Origin of the sequence: Streptomyces sp. NPDC053431, assembly GCF_044544925.1 — a bacterium.
Taxonomy (GTDB): Bacteria; Actinomycetota; Actinomycetes; order Streptomycetales; family Streptomycetaceae; genus Streptomyces.
The window spans coordinates 1-21,546 of record NZ_JBITXX010000023.1; the positions used below are offsets into that span (position 1 = coordinate 1).

Consider the following 21,546-nt stretch of genomic DNA (forward strand, 5'->3'; position numbering starts at 1 on the left):
CTCACGGCGTCGAAGAAGACGCCGGAGCGGGTTTGGCTCGGTGAGGTGTCGTCGGTGATCCTCCAGCAGTCCCTTCGTGACCTGGACACCGCCTACCGGAACTTCTTCGACTCCCTCAAGGGAAAGCGGCCCAAGATGGGGCCGCCCCGGTTCAAGTCGAAGCGGGATACCCGGCAGGCGATCCGTTTCACCGGGAACGCCGGATGGAAGATCACTCCCGGCGGAAAGCTCCGTCTGCCCAAGGTCGGCGACGTGGCGGTGAAGTGGTCACGCACCCTGCCGTCCACCCCCACCACCGTGACCGTGATCAAGGACTCCGCCGGTAGGTACTTCGCGTCGTTCGTCGTGGAGACCGGCCCCGAAGAAGTCTTGACCCCGGTCATGTCGGAGGTCGGTGTAGACCTCGGGCTGGGGCACTTCGCCGTCCTGTCCGACGGTCGGAAGATCGACAGCCCGCGCTTCCTGCGCAGGGCTGAGAAGCACCTGAAGAAGAGTCAGCGCTCCTTGTCCCGCAAGGAGAAGGGCAGCGCCAACCGGACCAAGGCCCGCGTCAAGGTGGCCCGCGCTCACGCACGGGTCGCCGACGCGCGGCGTGAGTTCCACCACCAGCTCTCCACCAAGCTGATCCGCGAGAACCAAGCCATCGCGGTGGAAGACCTGGCGGTCAAGGGACTCGCCCGCACACGCCTTGCCAAGTCCGTGCACGATGCTGGATGGTCACAGTTCACGACCATGCTCGCGTACAAGGCGAGCCGGTACGGGCGCACTTTCGTGCGCGTCGGCCGGTTCGAGCCGACCTCTCAGGTCTGCTCGGCCTGCGGTGTCAAGGACGGCCCGAAGCCCCTGCACGTCCGCGTGTGGCAGTGCAAGGAGTGCGGGGCCGTCCTTGACCGAGACATCAACGCGGCGGTCAACGTCGCGAAGGCGGCCGGACTGGCCGTGTCAGCCCGTGGAGCGCAGGTAAGACGGGGACTCATCCCCGCACAGCGCGATGAAGCAGGAACCCACCCGCAGCCGCGCCCGACAACGGCGCGACAGACGGGAATCGCCCTCCATTAGGCGGGCGAGGATGTCAAGACGCGCTGTGGATCCCGACCCGACCGACGCTCGCAGCCGTTCGGCCGGCCTGGCCGGTCGCTGCACGGTTGCCGCCCACAGGGACGAGCCATCGCCTCGCGGCCGCTTCGAGGCATGGATGAGGACTCATCCAGGTCGGCGCGGCGGCGGCACCCACGGTACGTCACTCTCCGATGCCGGGAACAGCCACCGGACCGGTCGTGGGCGCTCGGGCTCCCCCAGGAGGCCGGGGACCCGTTGACATGCCGAGGCGCTCCGGTCGACCGGACCGGTCGAGCGGAGCGCCCAAGGGAAGTGCCTGCCGGCGTGGTCGCCGCCGGAGGCGGGTGCGACCCGGTGGCCGGTCAGCCGGTGGTGAGGAACTCGAGCGTGTCGATCACACGGTTGGAGAAGCCCCACTCGTTGTCGTACCAGGCGACCACCTTGACGTGGCGGCCGTCGACGCGGGTGAGGGCCGAGTCGAAGATGGAAGAGGCGGGGTTGCCCGTGATGTCGGACGAGACGAGCGGGTCGTCGGAGTACTCGAGGACGCCGGCGAGCGGCCCGTCCGCCGCGGCGCGGTAGGCCGCCAGCACGTCGTCGCGCGTCACGTCGCGGGCGACGGTCGTGTTGAGCTCGACGATCGAGCCCACCGGCACCGGTACGCGGATCGAGTCGCCCGACAGCTTGCCGTCGAGGTTCGGCAGCACGAGGCCGATCGCCTTGGCGGCGCCGGTCGTGGTCGGCACGATGTTGACGCCGGCGGCCCGGGCACGACGGGCATCGCGGTGCGGACCGTCCTGCAGGTTCTGCTCCTGCGTGTACGCGTGCACGGTGGTCATGAACCCGTGCTCGATACCGGCCAGTTCGTCGAGGACCGCGGCCAGCGGCGCGAGCGCGTTGGTGGTGCAGGAGGCGTTCGAGACGATCGTGTGCACGTCCGGGTCGTAGGCGTCGTTGTTGACACCGAACGCGAGCGTGACGTCGGCGCCGTCCGACGGGGCGCTGACGAGCACCTTCTTCGCGCCGGCGTCGAGGTGGGCGCGGGCGGCCTTGGCCGAGGTGAAGCGACCGGTGGCCTCCAGGACGATGTCGACGCCGAGCTCGGCCCACGGCAGCTGCGCGGGCTCACGCTCGGCGAGCACCTTGATCCGACGGCCGTCGACGACGAGGGCGTCTCCGTCGACGGTCACCGGGCGCCCGAGCCGGCCGGCCGTGCTGTCGTACGCGAGGAGCCGGGCGAGGGTGGCGGGCTCCGTCAGGTCGTTGACGGCGACGACCTCGAGGGCGCTGTCGCGTTCCAGCAGGGCACGCAGCACGTTGCGTCCGATGCGGCCGAATCCGTTGATGGCGATGCGAGTCATGAGTGATGTCCCTTTCCCTTGGCCACCAGGCTCGCCCGCGGCCGACGCCGCTGACAGTGGCGGGATCGCCACGGTTCAAAAGGATCTCGCCACCGCGAGGTAGGGGCAGGTTACTCGCCGCGGGTGAAGGTGCGCCGGTACTCGCTCGGTGTGGTGCCGAGGATCCGCTGAAAGTGCAGACGCAGGTTCGCGCCGGTGCCGAGACCGACGTCCGCGGCGATCTGTTCGACGCTGCGCTCCGAGCGCTCGAGCAGTTCGCGCGCGAGGTCGACGCGGGCGCGCATCACCCACTGCATCGGCGTGTAGCCGGTCTCTTCGACGAAACGCCGCGAGAACGTGCGCGGCGAGACCCCGGCCTGCCGGGCGAGGGTGTCGAGGGAGAGGGGCTCGCCGAGCCGGTGCAGCGCCCACTCGCGGGTGGTGGCGAACCGCTCGCCGAGCGGCTCGGGGACACTGCGCGGCACGTACTGGGCCTGGCCGCCGCTGCGATAGGGGGCGGCGACCAGACGCCGGGCCGCGTGGTTGGACGCGGCCACTCCGAGGTCGCCGCGCAGGATGTGCAGGCACAGGTCGATGCCGGAGGCGGCGCCGGCCGAGGTCAGCACGCTGCCCTCGTCGACGAACAGCACGTTCTCGTCGACCTGGACGAGCGGATAGCGGGCCATCAGGGCCCGTGTGTAGTGCCAGTGCGTCGTGGCGCGCCTGCCGTCGAGCAGGCCCGTGGCGGCGAGCGCGAAGGCTCCCGTCGAGATGGCGGCGAGCCGCGCGCCCCGGTCGTGGGCGGCGACCAGCGCGTCGACGACGGCCCGCGGCGGGTCGTCGCGGTCGGGGAAACGGTAACCGGGGACGAACACGATGTCGGCCCACGCGAGCGCTTCGAGGCCGTGGGCGACGTAGTACGCGAGGCCGTCGCCCCCCGTCACGAGCCCGGGTGTCGCCCCGCACACCCGTACCTCGTAGGGCATGCTCGCGCGGGTCGTGAACACCTGCGCGGGAATGCCGACATCGAGCGGCTTCGCACCGTCGAGCACGAGGACGGCGACACGGTGAAGGCGGGGGGCTGGCACAGGAAGAGCCTACGGGGGACGTGACTCCCGAGACGTCCGGGCCGGGTCGCGGGACGGAGTCGCGCGTCACGGGTCGGCCGGCGAGGACACCGGCGCGGCGCGATCCGGTCGAGCAGTCGTCCATCAGCACTGAGGGACGCTTTCCCGCAGGGCGAGGCCGTAAGGCATGATCGCAAACATGAGCGGATCGAACCGGGAGCTGCTCTCCCGGATGTGGGACAAGCACATGAGCGCGCCGTTCCCCCCGCGCATGCGCGGTCGAGTGATCGAAGGCGAGGACATGGTGTTGCTCGACGCGGACATCGCGGGCTGTGTCCTCTCGTCGCTGCGAGGTCCGCTGGACGAGAAGCGTCGCGAGGTCCTGCTCGTCTGCCTCGCGGCCGTGGAGAAGGTCCTGCCGTCGATCCGTGACGAGGACGGCGCGAGCGAGTACTACGCACACCTGCGGGACATGGCTGCGTCGGCCGTCCAACTGGGGAACGTCGACGCTCGGTAGCTCACAGCGGTACTGCGCCCCCACGTCGGACGGTCACCGCCGGAGTCTTCCCCGTCGCGGATCTCATCCTCCGAACCGAGGGCCTGGGCCGCGCCGGCAACGCGCTGGTCGCCGTACGCAGGGCCGGCCCTGTCTCTTCGACGAGCACGCAGCCCCGTGGCGTTTCCCGCTGCGGGTATATCGGAGTGCGCGGTGAGTGGGTGGACCGTAGGGTCCGGGCACTATGACCAGGTATCAGCCACGCCTCTGCGCTGACGAGCTCCTTCACGTCCTGCGTGCCCGCTCTCCCCAGTCGCCTCCGGAGCGACTCACTACAGCCGCAGGCATTGAGGTCATCGGAGTGTCCGTGCCGCGGGAGAGGATCCGTGACGTCTGGGACGAATGGCGCGGACAGCACGGTGAGACCGGTTGGTGGCCCTACGTCGGCCGGATGTCGCCGGACGACGTGGCCCGAGCCAGTCTTCACGACGGCGTCGATGCCGCTGCCCTGGAGAACCTGAGGGCCGAGGTGGTGTGCCAGGACCACGACGCGCGTGCGGCCTCCGTGGGGGTGTCCAGCTTCCGGTGGTCGATGGAGTGCGTCGGTGGGGACGAGGAGGATCGCGAGGGCTGGAGAGACGACTACGAGCCCGATCGGCTCGCACCGCGCCTGGGACCTGAGCTCGTCCAGCCGCTGCCGGGGGTGTCGCGCTGGGGGTCCGGGGATCGGGACACCTGGGGTCGGGGACCCCGGTGGCTCACCTTCGTGCCGGTGCGTGGAGGTTACGAGGTGCCCGTGGTCCTGCCCCACCTGATCGGGACGGGCAACTGGTTCGGGTACGGCGACCGGATCCTCACTCCCGCCGACGACGCGGCGCTGCTCAGGCGCTGGCAGGAGCAGTGGGGCGCCGAGCTCTTCCTCGCCCAGGGCGCGTATCTGGAGCTGGTGGTGGACAGACCGCCGTTGGCTCCCCGGGCGGCGGCGCAGGCAGCGACGGAGTTGCTGGGCTACTGCTCCGACACCGTGCAGGACCCGCGGACCGCCGGCGACGGCATGGTTCGTTCGACGGTCTGGTCGCTGTGGTGGGACTGAGCGACGCCTGCCCCACCGCGATGATGCTCCTGTTGGTCGTCAAGCCCTGTGACTTGAGCGAGCCGTATTGTGGCCGGGTGCGGTACTTGGCGGAGTCATTCGTTCTTGGGGCCTTGCGGCGGGGCCGTTCGGTCGAGCAGTTCCTTGGACCGTGCGGCTCGGCCGAGCACCCTGGTGTGCGCTATGTCGAGGTCCGTGCGACGAAGGGGCCGTTTGAGGTCTACCTCCACGCAGTCGAGGACGTCGGCAGCGAGAGCTTCTTGGACCTGGGGGAGTTCCCGCCGTTCGATCCGGATGACGAGGTCAGCGAGTTCGGCCTGCTCCTGGGCATGGCTGAAGACCCGCTGGCTGCGCTAAAGGTTGCCGAGCAGCGCGTTGGAGCCGAGCGGGGCCGGTGGGTCAACGAGGGCGTCGTCCAGGACGAGTACGGCGACTTCGTTCGCGCTGGTCGGCCAGCGGGTGTCTCCGCCGATGGTCGGAAGTGGCCGACAGTGCCGGATGGTGCCTGACCTCGCGTGTGATCAAGCGGCGCTGAGCCGGTCTCGGTAGGCGCTGGCGAGTTCGTCGTCGCGGCGGAGCCGGCGTTCGAGGTTGGAGATGGCGGTCGGCCAGACTCCGACTTGGCGGGCGGCGGCGGTGAGCGTGATGTTCTTGGACTGCCGCAGCGGCCGCAGTCCGCGATGTCCGGGACGGTGGCCGTGGTGGTGAGGCAGCGGAACATCTTCCGGACGATGGCTCGTTTCAGGAGCCGGATGATCTCCTTCTTTGTCCGACCGGCGTCGGTCTGGCGAGCGATCGGCGGTGTCGGGGCCGACCCCGTAGGCGGCCCGCAGGCCGGGGTTGGGAGTCGACCCCGCCGAACACGTACTGGTCTGCGGTGTCCGCTGCGACCGCTGATGTCATGCCGCTGAGTATCAGCATCAATGTCAGTGCCGCCTGGGAGGCTCCTGCGCATGAAGCAGAAGATCATGCCCACCCTCACCCAGATCACCCGGGCGCACGAGGTCGGTCCCGACCTGAGGCGTCAGCTCGTCGACTGCTGGGTCGCGGTCACGAACGCGGGTGGTGCGGCCGGATTCCCTTTTCCTCCGGTCCGGGAAGACGACGTCGTCCCGGTCGCGGACGAGCTCCTGGGCAGTCTCGACCCGTCGTGCAGCCGACTCGTCGTCGCCGAATACGACGGGGCGCTTGCCGGATGGGTGGTCCTCAGGCGTGATCCCTTTCGGCTGGTCGCGCACTGGGGCACGGTTCACCACCTCCAGACGCACCCGAGCTTCCGCGGGCGCGGTGTCGGATCCGCCCTCATGCGAGAACTGCGGAAGGTCGCCCGTGACGAGCTGGGGCTCGAACAGCTCCGGCTGGCGGCTCGGGGCGGGATGGGTCTCGAGGACTTCTACGGGCGTCTCGGGTGGCGGGAGACGGGCCGCTGGCCCGGAGCCCTGCGCTTCGCGCCCGACGACACCCGCGACGAGGTCCTGATGCTCCTCGATCTCCTGACCACCAGGCCCTGAGGCCGGCTTTCGGCGGGGGCGGCCGTCGTTCGGTGGGGCGGAAGGGCGTTGTGGGGCGGGCGAGTTGGGGCACGCGCTCACGGGTGGTGATCGGGGGGATTCACGAGGTGAGAAATTAGGTGAATCCTTTACTGAATTCCCGTCAATAGTCGTCGGCGTTTATTTCGATTACATAACAGGATCGCCGGAAAGGCCTGGACCAATACTCTGCGACGCGCGTAATTCCCCTAATTTTAAAGCGAGTTGAGTGTTCATCAGATACGGCACCGTAGGTAACGGAATGGATTCTTTGAACACTCTCCCCTTTGTCCGAATTCTTCACCGGGAGGTTCTGACAGGCTTCCGCGCACCCAGTCTTCTGACCAAAGAGTTGAGGTGTGCATGTCTAGACATCGGAAGCCGAAGCAGACTCAGGCACGCGAGGTCCGGCCTCGCAGACGCTTCATAGGCGTCACCACCGCCATGGCGCTCGCGGCGGTCGTGGCCGGGGGGATCGCCTACCAGGCGGGGCGGGCGGACGGGGGCACGACGCCACTCGCCCGCCTCGAGACCCCCGCCACCGACATCGCCGTCCCCGCCGCCGCGCCGGCCAGGGACGAAGAGCCGGAGCCGATCCAGAAGAAGCCGGCCAACCAGCCGGCCCGGGGCATGGTCTACGACGGTCTCAAGGTGGCCCCCGAGGGAGACCGCTGCGCAGGCGTCTACGCCACCGCCACCGGCCACTGCACCCACGGCCCCGACGCCCCGCCGACGGGCGTCGACATCAAGAAGGACACTCCGCCCGCGGTCAAGTCCGCGGCCCTCGCCGCCGATCCGGCCGAACCGGCCGCTCAGCAGCCCGCGCCCCGTAAGAGCCAGGGGCCCTCGCAGGACGCGCCCGCCGTCGACGCGCGGGCCCCGCGTACCGCGGCCGCCGCCGCGCCGAGCCCCACCGCCCCGGCCGTCACGGGCACCACCACCACCGCCGCCGGGCCCGCCGGACAGACCGTCCAGTGCGACGGCGACGGCAGCACCGGCAACCGGGTCCAGGTCGTGTACGTCCACGGCCCCGGCCGCGACCGGTACTCCGAGTACCTCGCCTCCTTCCGCAAGTGGGCCGCCGACGCCGACGTCATCTACTCGGTCAGCGCGCAGGAGACCGGCGGCGTCCGCCACATCCGGTACGTGACGGCCGCGGACTGCACGCCCACCGTGCTCGACATCGAACTCCCCGACTCCGCCCTGTCCGAGTTCAGCGCCACCAACCGGGCGCTCGCCGCCAAGGGCCTCGACCGGCGCGACCGCAAGTACATGATCTTCGCCGACGCGCAGGTGTACTGCGGCATCGGCACCTTCGCCGGGGACGAGCGGCCCGGCCAGTCCAACCTGAGCAACTTCGGTCCCTCGTACGGCCGTACCGACAGCGGCTGCTGGGGCGGGCACACCGCGGCCCACGAACTCGGCCACAACCTCGGCGCGGTCAACAACAGCGCGCCCAACACCAGCCGTGGCGCGCACTGTACGGACGAGTGGGACGTGATGTGCTACTCGGACAGCCCGTACTACCCGCAGATGCGCAACGTCTGCACCAACCGGGCCTCCGAGAACGTCCTCGACTGCAACCACGACGACTACTTCCACACCAGCCCCCGGCCCGGCAGCTATCTCGCCACGCACTGGAACATCGCCGACAACCAGTTCCTGATGCGCGCCCAGGGCGGCGGCACCGGACCGGACCCGACTCCGAGCCCCACGCCCACGCCCACCCCGACGCCCACCCCGACCGGGCCGCGGCCCGGCGCCGGACCGGACGTGACGGCCGGCCAGATCCAGGCTGACTCCGTCGTGGTGAGCTGGCCGCGGGTCACCGACGCGTCCTGGTACCAGGTGCTCCTCGACGGCCGGCACCTGACGTGGGTCCAGAGCACCGCGCTGCGGATCTACAACCTGCGGCCGGGCACCTCGCACACCGTCGCCGTCTCCGTCCGCGACAGCCAGGGCCGCGACAGCGGGCCGGGCCGCGCGACGAGCTTCCGCACCGCCGAGGCGGGCGGCACCACCGCCCCCGCCACCCGTTACCTGCTCTCCAACGGCAGCACCGGGCTGAGCGCCCAGCTGTGGGGCGGCCGCAGCGCCGACGGCACGGTGCTGGTCGGTGCCCAGAGCAACGGGTACGAGCAGCAGCAGTGGTACTTCGACGACGCGGGGAGCGGTCTCGTGCGGGTCCGGTCCGCGGCCTCGGGCAAGTGCCTGCAGCCCGGCGGCACGCCTGCCCCCGGCATGTGGGTGGCCCAGCAGCCCTGCGCCTCCGGCTCCGCGGCCCAGCAGTGGCGGATGACGGTCGCGAACGGCGTGGTCACGCTCGCCGACCGGAGCGGGTCCTACGCCCTGACCGTCAGCAGCCGTCCCTACTACGGGGCCTGGCTGCTCGACCTCCAGCGCGTCGACGGACGGCCGGCGCAGATCTGGACGGTCCGCCGGGCCGGCTGAGCCGGGCCGGAGGATCCGACCGCATCGCACATCGGGCGGGCCGCCGATCGGCGGCCCGCCCCCAGCCCCACGACTTCCCTCCACCGCCGGACCGGAGCACCGCCATGCACACCGTCACCCGCCCCGTACTCGTCCTCGGCACAGCGCTCGCCCTCGGCCTCGCCCTGCCGCAGGTCGCCGTGGCCCACGGCGACACCCTGGAGGTGGTCGTCACCGGCCACCGGGACGGCCACGTCCTCACCCAGGTGACCTGGCAGAACGACGGAGACCCCGTCGACGAGCAGGTCGCCGCGGTGGTCAGCGCCGTCAGCGTGGACGGCCGGCGTACGGTCGGCCCCTGGAAACTCGTCCGCGGCGCCCGCCCGGCCGACTGGACCACCGCCGAAGCCCTGCCGGCCGGCACCTGGACGGTCACGGTCGCGGCCGGCGAGCCCGGACTCGGGCACGCCGAGCGGCAGTTGACGGTCGCCGCCGTGCCGTCGTCGCCCGGCGTCTCCTCGGTTCCGGGCGGGACCGCGGCCGCGCCCACCCCCACGCCCACCCGTGCCCCCGCATCTGCGGCGGCGCAGAAGTCGGCGTCGACTTCCGGCGGTTCGCGGTCTTCGTCCGCGTCGCGCTCCGCGCCCGAGGACAGGGACAAGGAGAGCTGGGCCATCGGTCCGACCACGGTCGGGCTGGTGGTCGCCTCGCTCGCGGGAGCCGGCGCCGGGGTGTGGATACGGCGCAGGCGCGGCGGGCGGCGCTGACCGCCTGCCGGCTCGTCCCCTGTCCTCCCCGCCTCCTTCCGCCCCTCCCCGTCCGTTCCCTTAACCACTCGTGAGGGCCTGCTCAAGGCCGCCTTAAGGGTGGCGGCGCAGGGCTCTGAACAGGTGGTCTCCGCATCCGGCCGCCCTAGGGTGCCGAACGTGACCACCCAGCCTCCGCACCCCCTCTACACCCCGCTCACCGTGCGGGTGGCGGCACCGGTACGCCCTGCCGCCGTCCCGTCCGCGCCGCCGAAACGGGGCGGTGCCGCCTCACCGCGCCTCGATCCCGTCCGGCTGCGTACCGCCGTCGTCGCGGGCGCCGGCGTGGTCGCGCTCGCCTGGGGCCTCCAGGCGCGGCCGTCCGCCCGGCTCGACGCGCTCTTCGCGAGCGGCGCCCACCTGACCGGGTTGCTCGCGGGGTACGGCGTCCTGGTCATGCTGCTCCTGATGGCCCGGATACCGGCCGTCGAGCACGGCGTCGGCGCAGACCGGCTCGCCCGTTGGCACGCCCGGGGCGGGCGCCACGTCCTCGGTCTCGTCGGCGCCCACGGGGCGCTGGCCCTGTGCGGTTACGCCGCTCATACCGGCACCGACCTGGTGACCGCCACAGGCCGGCTGCTCGGCTACCCGTGGATCGCCGCGGCGTGTGCCGGCACGGTGCTGTTCGTCGCCGTCGGCGTCAGCTCCGCCCCGGCCGTACGCCGCCGGGTCCGGCACGAGACCTGGCGCCGGCTGCACCTGCTCAGCCACCTCGCCGCCGCCTTCGGGTTCGTCCACCAACTCGCCGGGCCCGACGTCGCCGGCAACCTGCTCACCGTCTGGCTGTGGTCGATGGCCCACGCCTCCGTGGCCGTCGTCCTCCTCTGGTACCGGATCGTCGTCCCCCTCCGGCAGGCGTTCCGGCACGACCTGCGGGTCGTCGGGGTCGTCGACGAGGCGCCCGACACGGTCTCCGTGCTCGTGCGGGGCACGGGACTGGCGGAGCTGCGGGCCGAGCCCGGGCAGTTCTTCCGTTGGCGGTTCCTGCGCCCCGGCCTGCGCTTCACCGCCCTGCCCTTCTCGCTCTCCGCGCCCGTTCACGACGACACCCTGCGCATCACGGTGAAGGCGCTCGGCGACCACACCCGGCGGATCCGCAGGCTGCGGCCCGGGACCCGGGTGGTGGCCACCGGCCCGTTCGGCGCGCTCACCGCCCACCGGCGTACCCGTCGCAAGGTGCTGCTGCTCGCCGGCGGTGTCGGCATCACCCCGCTGCGGGCGCTGTTCGAGACGCTGCCCGGCGGTCCGGGCGACCTCACCCTGCTCTATCGGGCGTCCGACACGACCGGTCTGGTCCTGCGCGAGGAGTTGGAGGCCATCGCCCGCGAGCGGCAGGCCGCGCTGCACTACCTCCTGGGGCCCTCCGACGACGTCTTCGACCCGCTCGCGCCGCGTGCGTTGCGGGGTCTGGTGCCGGATCTCGCCGCGCACGACGTCTACCTGTGCGGGCCGCCGGGGATGGCGCGGGCGGCGACCGCGTCCCTGATCCGGGCCGGGGTGCCGGCCGGCCGTATCCACAGTGAGGACTTCCACGATGTCTAGACACCGCCGCCTCCCGGCTCCCGCGTCCCCGCAGAGGTCCGGGCGCCTCACCGCCGCCGCACTCGTCAGCGCCGGGGCGCTCGCCGCAACGCTGCTGACCGCGGTCGGCCGGCCGGCGGCGCCTCCCGCCCCCGACCGCGAACCCCGCATCACCACCCCTGAGACGGCTCGGCTCTCCGGCATCTGATCACGGCGCCCTCCGCGAGGGAGAAGGGGAGCCGGTACGCCGGGACCGGTCGATGCGCCGGGACCGGTCGATGCGCCCGGACCGGTCGATGCGCCGGGATCGGTCGGACTCGCACGGCAGACCCGCGTCCGAGCCCCTACTTGATCAACGCGTTGGCGACCGCGATCACCAGCCCGATCGTCGCGTCCGCGAGCCCCACCAGCACGGCCGAGCGGCGCCGGTAGCCGGACCTCAGCGCTGCGAAGGTGCCCCAGGCGCCCAGCAGCAGGGTGTTGAGGGTCAGGCCGACCGTCGTGACCGGCCCCTCGTCCCAGTCCGCCGCGCCGGCCAGCAACAGCAGCGCCACGGTGGGCAGAACGGCGACGACCAAGGGCCACTCGTCCCCCAGCGCGGTGATCAGGCGTTTCCAGCGGACGGCGGCGCTGCCGGTGTGATGCGTGGCCATGTGGTGCGCGTATCCGTGCACCAGGCCCGCGGCGACGGCCATGACCCGCCCACGGCTCGGCCGGGGGCGGGAACCACGTGACACTGATCATGAAGATCCTGGGAATCGAGGGACTGCCGCCACGCGTCCCAGTGGATGTGGGTCGGCCCGGCCCCGCCCGCGAACGGAAGCCCCCAGGGAGAAGTGAGGTATGTCAGTGATCTGCGTCGGAGGCATGATCGGGATCGGCAAGACGAGTGTCGCCGAGCTGCTCGCCAAGGAGCTGGGCAGCGACGTCTTCTACGAGAGCGTGGACGACAACCCGATCCTGCCGCTCTTCTACACGGCGAGCCCCGAGGAGGTCCAGGCCAAGCGCTACCCCTTCCTGCTCCAGCTCTACTTCCTCCAGACGCGGTTCGCCTCGATCAAGGAGGCGTACAAGCAGGGCGACAACGTCCTCGACCGTTCCATCTACGAGGACTGGTACTTCGCCAAGGTCAACCACGACCTGGGCCGCATCAGCTCCCTCGAGATGCAGGTGTACGAGGGGCTGCTGAACGAGATGATGCGGGAGATCGACAGCCTCCCGTACCGGAAGGCACCCGACCTCATGGTCTACCTCAAGGCGGACTTCGAGACGGTGCTCAAGCGCATCGGGTTGCGCGGCCGGGACTTCGAGCAGGACGAGGCACTCGTCGAGTACTACCGGACGCTGTGGTCCGGCTACGACGACTGGGTGCACAAGCACTACTCGGCCAGCGACGTCCTCGTCATCGACATGAATCGCACCGACGTGGTGAAGAACCCCGACGACGCGGCCCGCGTGGCGCAGGAGGTCAAGGACGCCCTGGCCGCCGCGAGGCGCCGCGCCTGAACCGCCGGCGCCTGCTGATGCCGCCACGGCTGCACTGCCGCGTCGGGGTCGGTCAGTCGTCTTTGCGGCACCTGGGTACCCACGAGTGCGTCATCCACGCGGACACACTGCCAGGTCCGGCGCCGCCTTTCACGGCCGGGCCCCGCCTCCCGGCAGGGATGGAGACGTCGACCCACGCGCGGCCGGGCCGGTGGTGAACCCGGACGTACCGTTACACGAATTGGGTTCGCTGCCTGTCGGGAAGCGTCCTGCCCGCCGTCACTGTGGCCGATACTGCCTGCATGGAGGATCTCGACACCATGCAGGAACTGCTCGCCGCCCTTTGCGCCGACGACCCGTGGACCGCGCTGGACGCGCTGAAAGACGACGGGCCCGGCCGCCTCGCCGAGGCGGTCACAAAGTTGTACCGGTCCGACGCGGACCGGGCGGCGTTCCGCCCGTATCTCAGCTGGTTCTTGCGGAGCCTTGGCGATCCCGGCGACGAGGTGTTGCTGCGCTTGTTCGCCGAGCCAGCGTTCACCGCCGACGAGCGCCAAGACCTGCTGAGGGCCGCCGTGGCGCGTGGGCTGCGGCTGCCTGCCGAGCTGCTGCGGGCGTTCGCGGACGAGGCACGCGCCGGTGACCCGCCGGTCCCCGAACTTATTGACGCTATGGGGCTCTCCGGCGACACGTCTTTCGCGCCGCGCCTCGGCGCCCTCCTCGGGGACACTGCCGCCCCGCGCGGTCGCGCCGCGCTCGCCCTGGCCCGCCTCGGCGCCCGCGAATGGACGGCACCGATCGCCGAGCGATTGCCGGAGGTGACCGGCCTCGACCATACCGCGTTCGCCGTCGCCCTGGAGCTGATGGGCGACCCCGCCGCCGTACCGTACCTGGTTCGATGGCTCGCCGAGAGCGGGCAGGATCGGGTGTACGACGTCCACCACGCACTCATACGGCTCACCGGACGCGACCCGCTCCTGCCGGAAGGGGCGGATGGGGCGGCTTACGCGGCGGCCGTGCGTGCCGCCTGGGCCGACGGCCGCACCGAGCGCGCTCCCGTTAACGTGCGGAACATCGTTGTGGAGTCCCGCTCCCGGGCCCGGTTTTCCGTCGACGGTGGCGCTGGCCGGATCCGGGTCGCCTTCGACCCGCCGTCACCCGGCTCCACCTGGCCGCGCTGGGGCCGGTCGCTGATGTTCGACCGAAAGCCGCTGTACGGCGTCGGCTCGTCGTGCGGCACGTGCGAGCTGGTCCTGACGTTGCTGAACTGGCCCGACGACGAGGCGACCCGGATCGCGGCCCGCATGCGCGGGCGGCTCGCCCACCTGGACCGGCTCGACGCAACGCTGCTCGCCGAATGGAGTCCCGTGCTCGGCGAGCTGGAGACCGGTCACTACCGCGTCCTCCTGCTCGACCTCCCTCTGGAGCGGGTGAGCGAGCCGGCCCATTCGTGGTGGTACCGCCGTGCGGAGGCCCGAGCACAGCAGGAGGGCGACGACTGCGAGTGCGGCGACGACCGGCCCGAGGACTACTGGCCCGGCGTCGCGCATTTCCAGCTCACCTCACCCGTCCCGGCTGGCCGGTTACCGTTCACTTACGGCGCCGTCCTGCCCTCGCAACCGCCAGAGGCGCTCGCCCCGGCGACCGTTGCCCAGCATGCGGCGGCCATAGCGGCTGGGGAGCGGCCCGCCGCAGTCGTCCTCGGCTGGATCGACGACCGCTACGTCGAGGCCCGGCACGAGGAACGGTGGCTCGTCGGCGTTGTACTGGACGGCCATCACCGGCTCACCGCCTACGCGAAGACCGCCGTGCCGGCCCGGGTGCTCCTGATCGCACGCCTGGGCGAAGGCGGTGACGCGGACCGGGGCCTGGAGGGACTGGCGGAGGTGGCCGCCGCATACGGCTGCCGGGACTGATCCATTGCATGAGGGCCGCGGCTTCGTGCAGGGTGACGCCGGCGCTGGTCTGCGGCAGCCTGCCGTCCACGGTCACCAGCAGCAGTTTCCCCGCAGCGGTGACGCCGGCGAGAGTGCGCGGGTGGCGATGCACGACGGCGTTGGTGACGGCGTCGCTGTCAGGGTTGAGCAAGCCGTTGGCGTCGGCGTTGATCATTACTTCGCCGTCGCGGACCAGGGCGGACCCTTGCCCGCCGCAGCGGAAAGGGTGGGGTTGGTCACCGGCACACCATGGGAGTCCCTGATGCTCGTACCCGGCTTGAACGGCTTGGTCCGCGCCGGTGCCGATGCCCTGCAAGACGCGGCTGCATGCGGGGATGGGGCCGCCGGTAGGGTCGCGGACGCTCTTCACGACCCTGTTTCCGTCCATGAGAGACGTCCACCCTCTTGTTCACCCCTGTTCGGGGCGAGGGCGTCTCGCCGCCCCACTCCGGACGCAAGACGACGACCTCGTTGTCGTCGACGCACAAGACGTCGCGCTGTGGCCGCAGTTCGGGGACTAGCCGGCCCCCAATGTCCTTGCGCGCGTCGTCGCCGATACCACCGCAGCCGAGATTGCGCCCCGCTACGCGGTTGATCCGTCGATCGCCCGGACCGCGCCGTCGTGTGCGGTCACCTGCGTGCGCGAACTAACCTCGTCGACCCGGACCCGTGACCCCGCCCCCTCGAGCAGCAGCGCTGTCCGGCCGTTGTTGGCCTTGCTGATCAGGCTGTTGCCCTGGACGTACAGGCCCTGCGGATCACCGTCGAAGCCGGCGAACGACGGGTTGTTCGGCGAGTCGATGTCGAAGTCGGAGCCGTTCACCGCGACGAGCGCGCCGGCCGCCGCGCCCAGCTCCCGTACCGTCTGCGCCGAGGGATGTCGCTTCCGTGGACAGCCTTGAACGTGAGGGCGGCCGAGGTCGATCCGCACCACCCTCACCTCCCACGGGCCCGTGCTCCGGTTGCCGACCTGTGCCGTGTAGACGGTGCGTTCGGTGAATACCGCCGCCTGCAGCGGCCGCAGCAATTCGTCGGCCTGCGCGGGCTGATCAGGGCCGAAGGGATCGACCTGCACCATGTGCTGCCGCAGCAGACCTGCCCCACACCCGGTCCCGCCGGAAGCTCCCGAATGTCCACCCGCTCCGTGTACCCCTTGGCCACCAGCTTGGCGACCAAGGCGGTCGGCGTAGTCCCTGGTGCCGACCGACCAGGAAGAGCCCGTGATGAGGAGCTCGACCGACCACGTGTCCGTGGCCTGGCCCTGGATGTACTTCTCGTAGGTGATCCCCGGCGAAACCACCTGAGCGGGCTTGGCGACGGTCACCAAGTCGTCAGGCCCCAGCGGCATACGGCCAACAGCGGCCTGTGTCGCGGTATCAGTGGCTATCTCGGCGGTGGGCGAAAGGGTGGCCATCACGCCCAGCTACAACCAGAGCCGCGACATGGTGTACTCGCTTCATTCTCAGGACTCCTTGAACAGGCAGGATCGGGGCAACAGGGTGGAGCACAGGTAGCGGCTGGTCACGTCCGCCCGAGCGAGGCTTTCGAAGCTGCTGCCACAGTGATCATTCACGGTCACCCCGGGGGACGGGGCGGCCACCAGCCCCTCGCGCAGGAGCCCGAAGCCGGCGCGTCGGTGCGCCTTCCGGCTAAGGGGGTATCCATGCAAGGCAGTTCTTGGACCTCGGCACGGGGCTGCCGAGCGCCGACGACACGCACGAGGTCGCCCAGCGCGTGGCCCCGGACGCGCGCGTCGTGTACGTGGACAACGATCCGCTCGTGCTGGCATACGCCCGTGCCCTGATCGGGACGCCCGAGGGCCGCACCGACTACCTGGAGGCCGACCTGCGGGATGCCGACACGAGCGTGGCCGCGCGGCGAAGACGCTCGACCTCTCGCAGCCGGCTGCGCTGCTCGAGCCCCGGGGTGGTCTCCTGCTCCGCCTGGCGGCCGGAGACGCCCGCGCCGGACGTGGCGATGTTCGCGGGAGTCGGCCGCAAGTAGCCACGGGCGTGGGGGCCGCAGATCCTGTCATCGGCGAGCGAGCGAGCGGGCGAGCGGGCGGGCGGGCGGGGGCGGGTGTCGATCCGCGCCCCTGACCTCGGCCGTCGGCGTGCCGATGGCACGACGATCCCGCCCTCTCCGCCACGCGCCTGGCGAGCCTCGCTCGGCGCTCTCCGGCCCGTCAGTCGAGCAGGACGCCCGGGTTGAGGATGTGGTGCGGGTCCAGGCTGTTCTTGGCGGCTCGGAGCGCCAGCGCGAAGGGTTCCGGGCGCTGGCGGTCGTAGCCGGGACGGTGATCGCGGCCCACGGCGTGATGGTGGGTGATGGTCGCGCGGTGGCGGTGCAGGACGTCGGTCGCGGCGGCCTTGATGTCGTCCCAGACCTGGACCTCGTCGCCGGGGCGGCCGGCCACGGCCACGGTGAAGTACGGGGCGGCGCCGTCGGGATAGACGTGGGTCAGGCGGCAGTTGACGGTCGCCTGGTGGCCGGTGGCCTTCAGGGCGGCGGCGCCGACCTCGGTGCGCACGGCGTCGATCAGCGCCGGGATCCGGTCCCAGGTGGCGGCGGTCTCGAAGGTGTCGACGACCGCTCCCATGCGGGCCAGACCGTCACGCAGGTAGGGCATGCGAAGGAACGCCGAGCGCCATGCCGTGACGGCCGCGTCGGCTCCCGCGCCGGCCGACGGTGCCTCGCCGCGCCCGCCGTGGGCCCGGGCCAGGTCCAGAGCGGTCGCGAGGCGGTCGTCCACCGGGGCGGTGGCGGATTCGAAGCCCAGGACGAGCACGGTCGAGCCGTCGTGCGAGGCACCTGACAGAAGTGCCTCGCCGGGGTCGAGCAGACGGCAGTTGGCCGGGGCGAGGTCGGACTGGGCGATGGCCCGGACAGCGTCCAGTGCGCGGCGGAAGTCGGCGAAGGCCACCGATGCCGAGGCCTTGTGCCGGGGGCGTTCCTGCAGACGCATCCATGCCTCCGTGATGACACCGAGCGAGCCTTCGGAGCCGAGGAACAGCCGGTCGGGCGACGGCCCCGCGCCGGAGGCTGGGAGCCGCCATGACGTGCCGGTGCCGGCGGGGGTGACCACGCGCAGGGACTGCACGAAGTCGTCGATGTGTGTGTGGACGGTGGCGTAGTGGCCGCCGGCCCGCGTGGCGAGCCAGCCGCCGAGGGTGGAGAACTCGAAGCTCTGCGGGAAGTGACGCAGGGTCAGGCCGTGCGGACGTAGCCGGCCTTCCAGTACGGGTCCGAGGGCGCCGGCCTGGATCAGGGCGGACCGGCCGGTGGTGTCGATCTCCACCACCCGGTCCATCGCGGTCAGGTCGAGGGACAGCACGGCGCGGTGGGCGTCGCCGCGGTACTCCACTCCGCCGACCACGGACGAACCACCGCCGAAGGGGATGACCGCGACGGCGTTCTCGCCGGCCCATTCGAGCAGGTCGGCCACCTCCTGGTCACCGGTCGGGCGGGCGACCAGGTCGGGGATGCGGCCGGGTCGGCCGCGCAGGGCGCGGATGACGTCTCGATAGGCCTTGCCCATGGCGTGGGCGGCCCGCGCTTCGGGGTCGGCGGTCACCAGGTGGGCGAGGGAGGGCGGGGGTGTCACGCCCGGCCGGCCGACGGGGAGGTCCGCGACGCGCGGCAGCGGCAGCGGGCGCGCCAGGGTGCCCGGCAGCAGGGCGCCCAGCGCGACGCATTCGGCGTCGTCGGGGTGGGCGTCGGCATGCCCCCAGCCCCACCAGGAGCGCGGGCGGGAGGGGCGGGGGCGGTCGATCGCGGTCGCAGGCATGAGGGAGCTCCCGGCGGGGTCCGTTGAATTTACCCAACGGTAAATTACCCTAGGGTAAGATAGTGAGCATGACAACACCTCCCTCCAAGGCGGGCACCAAGGGCGTGCCGAGGGCCGAACGCGAACGGCAGGTCCTGGCCGCCGCCACCGAGGAGTTCGGCCGGAACGGCTACGAGGCCACCACCGTGGCCGCCGTCGCCGCCCGCGTCGGCGTCACCAAACCCCTGCTGCACCAGTACTTCGGCGGGAAACAGGACCTCTACCTGGCCTGCCTGAATCCCGTCGGCGAACGGCTGCTGGGAGCCGTCCGTACCGCGATGGCCGAACCCTCCGCCGCGGCGCGGCCCACGCCCCTGCGCGTACTGGACGCACTGTTCCACGCCCTCGACGGGCAGCGCGAGGCCTGGTTCGTCCTCTACGACCCCACGCTGCCGCCGGACAGCGACGCCGCCCGCCGCGCGGCTCACTACCGCGGCGCCATCGACGACCTGGCCGCGACGGGCACCGCGGATCTCCTGCGCACGGCAGGATCCGGCGACCCGCTCGACGCCGACGCCCTCAAGTACGCGTGGCGCGGCCTCTGTACGTCCCTGGTCCGCTGGTGGATCGGTCGCCCGGAGCAGTCGCCCGACGCCATGACCCGACGCTGCGCCCGGATCCTCGCCGCCGCGCGGGCCCTCGGGGACGCGGCGGCCCTCGACGGCGAGGAGGCCCGACGGCCGGCCCGGGCCGCTCGAGCGCCGGCGGGGTCCGGAGGGGACGCCGCCGCTCCCGCTCCGCCGACCGCTGGTCAGCCGGGCGCCGTCCGGGCGATCATCTGAGGGGCGGGGCGTTCAGGGCGGCCGAGGGGGCGTGGCGTGATGCGGTACGTGGGGCTGGGGGCACTCTTCGCGGTTGCGCTGGCTGTCGCGACGAGTGGCGTGGTCGAGCTTCTCACCGGGTGGATTCACCCATTGGAGCGAGCCCGGGTCCTCCGTCCCGTACCCCATGGCATCGGGCAGGTGCTGACGGGAGCGGGCCTCGGCTGCTTCTTCGGCGTGAGCGCCCTCACCCTGTCAGGTAATGCTCTTCCTTGGCTCGTGGCGGTGAGCGTCGGCCTCTTCCTCGGCGGCGTCGTCCTAATCGGCGTGTCCCGAACACCGTGACGCGAAGGCCGGGGCGCGAAGGTTGGGGCGCTAAGAGGTCATCTCAATTGGTCCGGCCGCGCGGTGGAATGCGGGTGGCGTTACGCCGCCGACAAGGCCCTCGTCACCCTCGGCCGCCCCGAGCGGGCCGTCGTCGACAACATCAGCCGGCAGCTCGAAACTGAGGGCTGGCGGGGTGAGATCGAGGGACTTGATCTCACCCTCACCTCCCTGCGTAGCAAGCGCGAGCAGACCCGCCGATTCCAGCGGCGTGACCAGGTTTCGCTCGGGCTTCCTGTCGTCCTACATCAGAAGTCCCAGATCACAGGGGGGTGAGAGGAGTACGGACGCCAGCAGTACGGGCTGCGTGATCACATTGGACAATCGCTGCCGACCTGGAGGTCCAGAATGCTGTTGCGCAATGTGGTGCTTGAGGATGTCGACGCTTACATCCGGATGCGATGCGATCCCGACATGATGAAGGATCTCGGGGGTCCACTGCCGCGAGAAGGCATGGATGAGAAGGTGCGGCGCGATGTCCGCCGGGCTGCCGAGGACACCGCTTGGACCAAAATGATCATCCCGGAAGCGGCTGCCCCCTCGGTCGTCGCCGGAACCGTCTCGCTGTGGTCTCACGAAGCCGACGACCGGCAGATCTCCGAGATCGGTTGGATGGTTCTGCCCGCCTTCCAAGGTCAGGGCTACGGCAAGCGAGCTGTGCGGGCACTGCTTGAGACGGCCAGGGAGGACGGCCGCTGGGGACTCATCCACGCCTTCCCCGCAACCAGCAACCTGCCTTCCAACGGCATCTGCCGCGCTGTCGGCTTCACGTTCCTCGGAGAGCAGAGCTTGACATTCGCCGGCCGCGTTCTGAACACCAATCACTGGGTCATCGACCCACGCAACCAATTGACCTGACCATCAACGAGCCGTTGGTACAGAGAAGATCCACGTCATCCGGTCCCGCTGCCCGGAAAGCCACCGAGTCTGCGGTAGCAGATGAGGGTGCAGGCGATGCTGGTGAAGGCGAGGAAGTGGTCGGCCTTGCGTTCGTAGCGGGGGTGGAGACGGCGGCAGCCGGCGAGCCAGGCCATGGTGCGTTCAATGGTCCAGCGATGGCGGCCCAGCCGCTGCGAGGACTCGACGCCCCTGCGGGCGGTGCGGTGGGTGGTACCGCGCTGGCGTAACCATCGCCGCAGGTGGGAGCAGTCGTAACCCTTATCGCCGTGAAGCTTTCCGGGCTTGCGCCGCCGGGGCCCGCGGCGGGAGCGGATCGGCGGTATGCCCTTCACCAGTGGGACGAGCGCCTGGCTGTCGTGCAGGTTGGCTGCCGAGATTCCGACAGAGATGGGCAGGCCGGTGCGCTCGGTGAGCAGGTGGATCTTCGAGCCGTCCTTGCCTCGGTCGACAGGATTCGGGCCTGTCAGGTCCCCCTTTTCATGGCCCGCAAGTTCACCGAGTCGATCGCGCAGCGGGAGTCCAGCTCGCCTCGTGAGCCGAGTTCGTCGAGGACCAGGCGGGAGAGTCTGGCCCACACGCGGGCCTTCGTCCATTCCGAGAAGCGCCGGTGGGCTGTCGCTCCCGATGGCCCGAACGACGCGGACGGCAACTGCTGCCAGGTGCAGCCGGACGTGGCCACGAACACGATCGCGGCCAGCACCTCTCGGTCGCCATGTCGACGCCGGCCACCGCCCCGGGGGTCGCGATTGGAGCCTCCGGCACCACTCGCTGGAACAGTTCCCACAGCTCGTCCGGCACCAGCCGTTCAACGATCCCCACCACAGCCCGCAGCCTACCGACCCTGCCAAATGAGATGACGTCCAAGGCCGGGGCGTGGCGTGCCCTCGGCTCGCAGAAGAGTGCCCCGGACCT

General features: G+C 71.1%; 18 protein-coding genes and 3 pseudogenes. 14 read left to right on the forward strand and 7 right to left on the reverse strand.

The genetic code is table 11. From position 1 onward, the window contains the following. Window positions 1–1,059, forward strand: a 1,059-nt coding sequence (locus tag ACIGXE_RS33610) for an RNA-guided endonuclease InsQ/TnpB family protein (protein WP_399753523.1), incomplete at its 5' end; no start/stop codon positions are given. Between the two features lie 362 nt (window positions 1,060–1,421). On the opposite strand, the gene gap is transcribed toward ACIGXE_RS33610, so the two are convergent. Together gap and ACIGXE_RS33620 are read right to left on the reverse strand one after the other, a co-directional pair. After that, a complete protein-coding gene (gene gap / locus ACIGXE_RS33615; protein WP_399753525.1) occupies window positions 1,422–2,420 on the reverse strand; it encodes a type I glyceraldehyde-3-phosphate dehydrogenase in 999 nt (332 codons plus the stop codon). A 110-nt stretch (window positions 2,421–2,530) separates the two neighbouring features. Further along, window positions 2,531–3,487 carry a GlxA family transcriptional regulator gene (locus ACIGXE_RS33620; protein ID WP_399753528.1) on the reverse strand — a complete coding sequence of 319 codons (957 nt, stop codon included), beginning with the start codon at window positions 3,485–3,487 and terminating at the stop codon, window positions 2,531–2,533. A 178-nt stretch (window positions 3,488–3,665) separates the two neighbouring features. Here ACIGXE_RS33620 and ACIGXE_RS33625 point away from each other — a divergent pair, with 178 nt between their 5' ends. The 8 genes from ACIGXE_RS33625 to ACIGXE_RS33660 all read left to right on the forward strand — a co-directional run bounded on the left by ACIGXE_RS33625 (window position 3,666) and on the right by ACIGXE_RS33660 (window position 11,549). Continuing rightward, window positions 3,666–3,983: a hypothetical protein gene (locus tag ACIGXE_RS33625; protein ID WP_399753529.1), complete on the forward strand. Its 318-nt coding sequence runs from the start codon at window positions 3,666–3,668 to the stop codon at window positions 3,981–3,983. Between the two features lie 346 nt (window positions 3,984–4,329). Then, window positions 4,330–5,055 carry a DUF4253 domain-containing protein gene (locus ACIGXE_RS33630; RefSeq protein ID WP_399753532.1) on the forward strand — a complete coding sequence of 242 codons (726 nt, stop codon included), beginning with the start codon at window positions 4,330–4,332 and terminating at the stop codon, window positions 5,053–5,055. Further along, a complete protein-coding gene (locus tag ACIGXE_RS33635; RefSeq protein WP_399753534.1) occupies window positions 5,046–5,564 on the forward strand; it encodes a hypothetical protein in 519 nt (172 codons plus the stop codon). The genes ACIGXE_RS33630 and ACIGXE_RS33635 overlap by 10 nt, the downstream gene beginning before the upstream one ends. Before the next feature lie 444 nt (window positions 5,565–6,008). Then, complete coding sequence (locus ACIGXE_RS33640) at window positions 6,009–6,566, forward strand: GNAT family N-acetyltransferase (RefSeq protein WP_399753536.1); 558 nt, start codon at window positions 6,009–6,011, stop codon at window positions 6,564–6,566. A gap of 381 nt (window positions 6,567–6,947) precedes the next feature. After that, on the forward strand, window positions 6,948–9,035 hold the full coding sequence (locus ACIGXE_RS33645) for an RICIN domain-containing protein (protein ID WP_399753539.1): 2,088 nt from the start codon (window positions 6,948–6,950) through the stop codon (window positions 9,033–9,035). Between the two features lie 104 nt (window positions 9,036–9,139). After that, entirely contained in the window at window positions 9,140–9,781 is a 642-nt protein-coding gene (locus ACIGXE_RS33650; RefSeq protein ID WP_399753541.1) for a hypothetical protein, read from the forward strand. A gap of 150 nt (window positions 9,782–9,931) precedes the next feature. Further along, window positions 9,932–11,362, forward strand: a complete 1,431-nt coding sequence (locus ACIGXE_RS33655; RefSeq protein WP_399753543.1) for a ferric reductase-like transmembrane domain-containing protein — start codon at window positions 9,932–9,934, stop codon at window positions 11,360–11,362. Then, the gene (locus ACIGXE_RS33660; protein WP_399753545.1) at window positions 11,355–11,549 is read left to right on the forward strand and encodes a hypothetical protein; all 195 of its coding nucleotides are present in this window, start codon (window positions 11,355–11,357) and stop codon (window positions 11,547–11,549) included. The genes ACIGXE_RS33655 and ACIGXE_RS33660 overlap by 8 nt, the downstream gene beginning before the upstream one ends. A 136-nt stretch (window positions 11,550–11,685) precedes the next feature. Here the strand turns inward: ACIGXE_RS33660 and ACIGXE_RS33665 are convergent, their stop codons facing one another. Then, window positions 11,686–11,994 carry a hypothetical protein gene (locus ACIGXE_RS33665; RefSeq protein WP_399753548.1) on the reverse strand — a complete coding sequence of 103 codons (309 nt, stop codon included), beginning with the start codon at window positions 11,992–11,994 and terminating at the stop codon, window positions 11,686–11,688. Window positions 11,995–12,184: 190 nt separating this feature from the next. Here ACIGXE_RS33665 and ACIGXE_RS33670 point away from each other — a divergent pair, with 190 nt between their 5' ends. Both ACIGXE_RS33670 and ACIGXE_RS33675 read left to right on the forward strand, forming a co-directional pair. Continuing rightward, window positions 12,185–12,847 (forward strand): deoxynucleoside kinase, encoded by a 663-nt coding sequence (locus ACIGXE_RS33670; protein WP_399753550.1) that lies wholly within the window; start codon window positions 12,185–12,187, stop codon window positions 12,845–12,847. Window positions 12,848–13,128: 281 nt separating this feature from the next. After that, on the forward strand, window positions 13,129–14,742 hold the full coding sequence (locus ACIGXE_RS33675) for a hypothetical protein (RefSeq protein ID WP_399753552.1): 1,614 nt from the start codon (window positions 13,129–13,131) through the stop codon (window positions 14,740–14,742). A 16-nt stretch (window positions 14,743–14,758) separates the two neighbouring features. On the opposite strand, the pseudogene ACIGXE_RS33680 reads toward ACIGXE_RS33675, so the two are convergent. Next, window positions 14,759–15,151, reverse strand: a pseudogene (locus tag ACIGXE_RS33680) (phosphodiester glycosidase family protein); the annotation flags it as partial. 195 nt (window positions 15,152–15,346) lie between these two features. Next, window positions 15,347–16,177, reverse strand: a complete 831-nt coding sequence (locus ACIGXE_RS33685; RefSeq protein WP_399753555.1) for a hypothetical protein — start codon at window positions 16,175–16,177, stop codon at window positions 15,347–15,349. 254 nt (window positions 16,178–16,431) lie between these two features. On the opposite strand from ACIGXE_RS33685, the pseudogene ACIGXE_RS33690 reads away from it, so the two are divergent. Then, window positions 16,432–16,679: pseudogene (locus tag ACIGXE_RS33690) on the forward strand (SAM-dependent methyltransferase); the annotation flags it as partial. Between the two features lie 269 nt (window positions 16,680–16,948). Here the strand turns inward: ACIGXE_RS33690 and ACIGXE_RS33695 are convergent. Continuing rightward, a complete protein-coding gene (locus ACIGXE_RS33695) occupies window positions 16,949–18,550 on the reverse strand; it encodes an FAD-binding oxidoreductase (RefSeq protein ID WP_399753557.1) in 1,602 nt (533 codons plus the stop codon). A 68-nt stretch (window positions 18,551–18,618) separates the two neighbouring features. Between ACIGXE_RS33695 and ACIGXE_RS33700 the strand changes: the two genes are divergently transcribed. Further along, entirely contained in the window at window positions 18,619–19,371 is a 753-nt protein-coding gene (locus ACIGXE_RS33700; RefSeq protein ID WP_399753559.1) for a TetR/AcrR family transcriptional regulator, read from the forward strand. Window positions 19,372–20,082: 711 nt separating this feature from the next. Then, window positions 20,083–20,592 (forward strand): GNAT family N-acetyltransferase, encoded by a 510-nt coding sequence (locus ACIGXE_RS33705; protein ID WP_399753562.1) that lies wholly within the window; start codon window positions 20,083–20,085, stop codon window positions 20,590–20,592. 35 nt (window positions 20,593–20,627) lie between these two features. On the opposite strand, the pseudogene ACIGXE_RS33710 reads toward ACIGXE_RS33705, so the two are convergent. Next, window positions 20,628–21,447 (reverse strand): annotated as a pseudogene (locus tag ACIGXE_RS33710) (IS5 family transposase). Window positions 21,448–21,546: the final 99 nt, after the last annotated feature.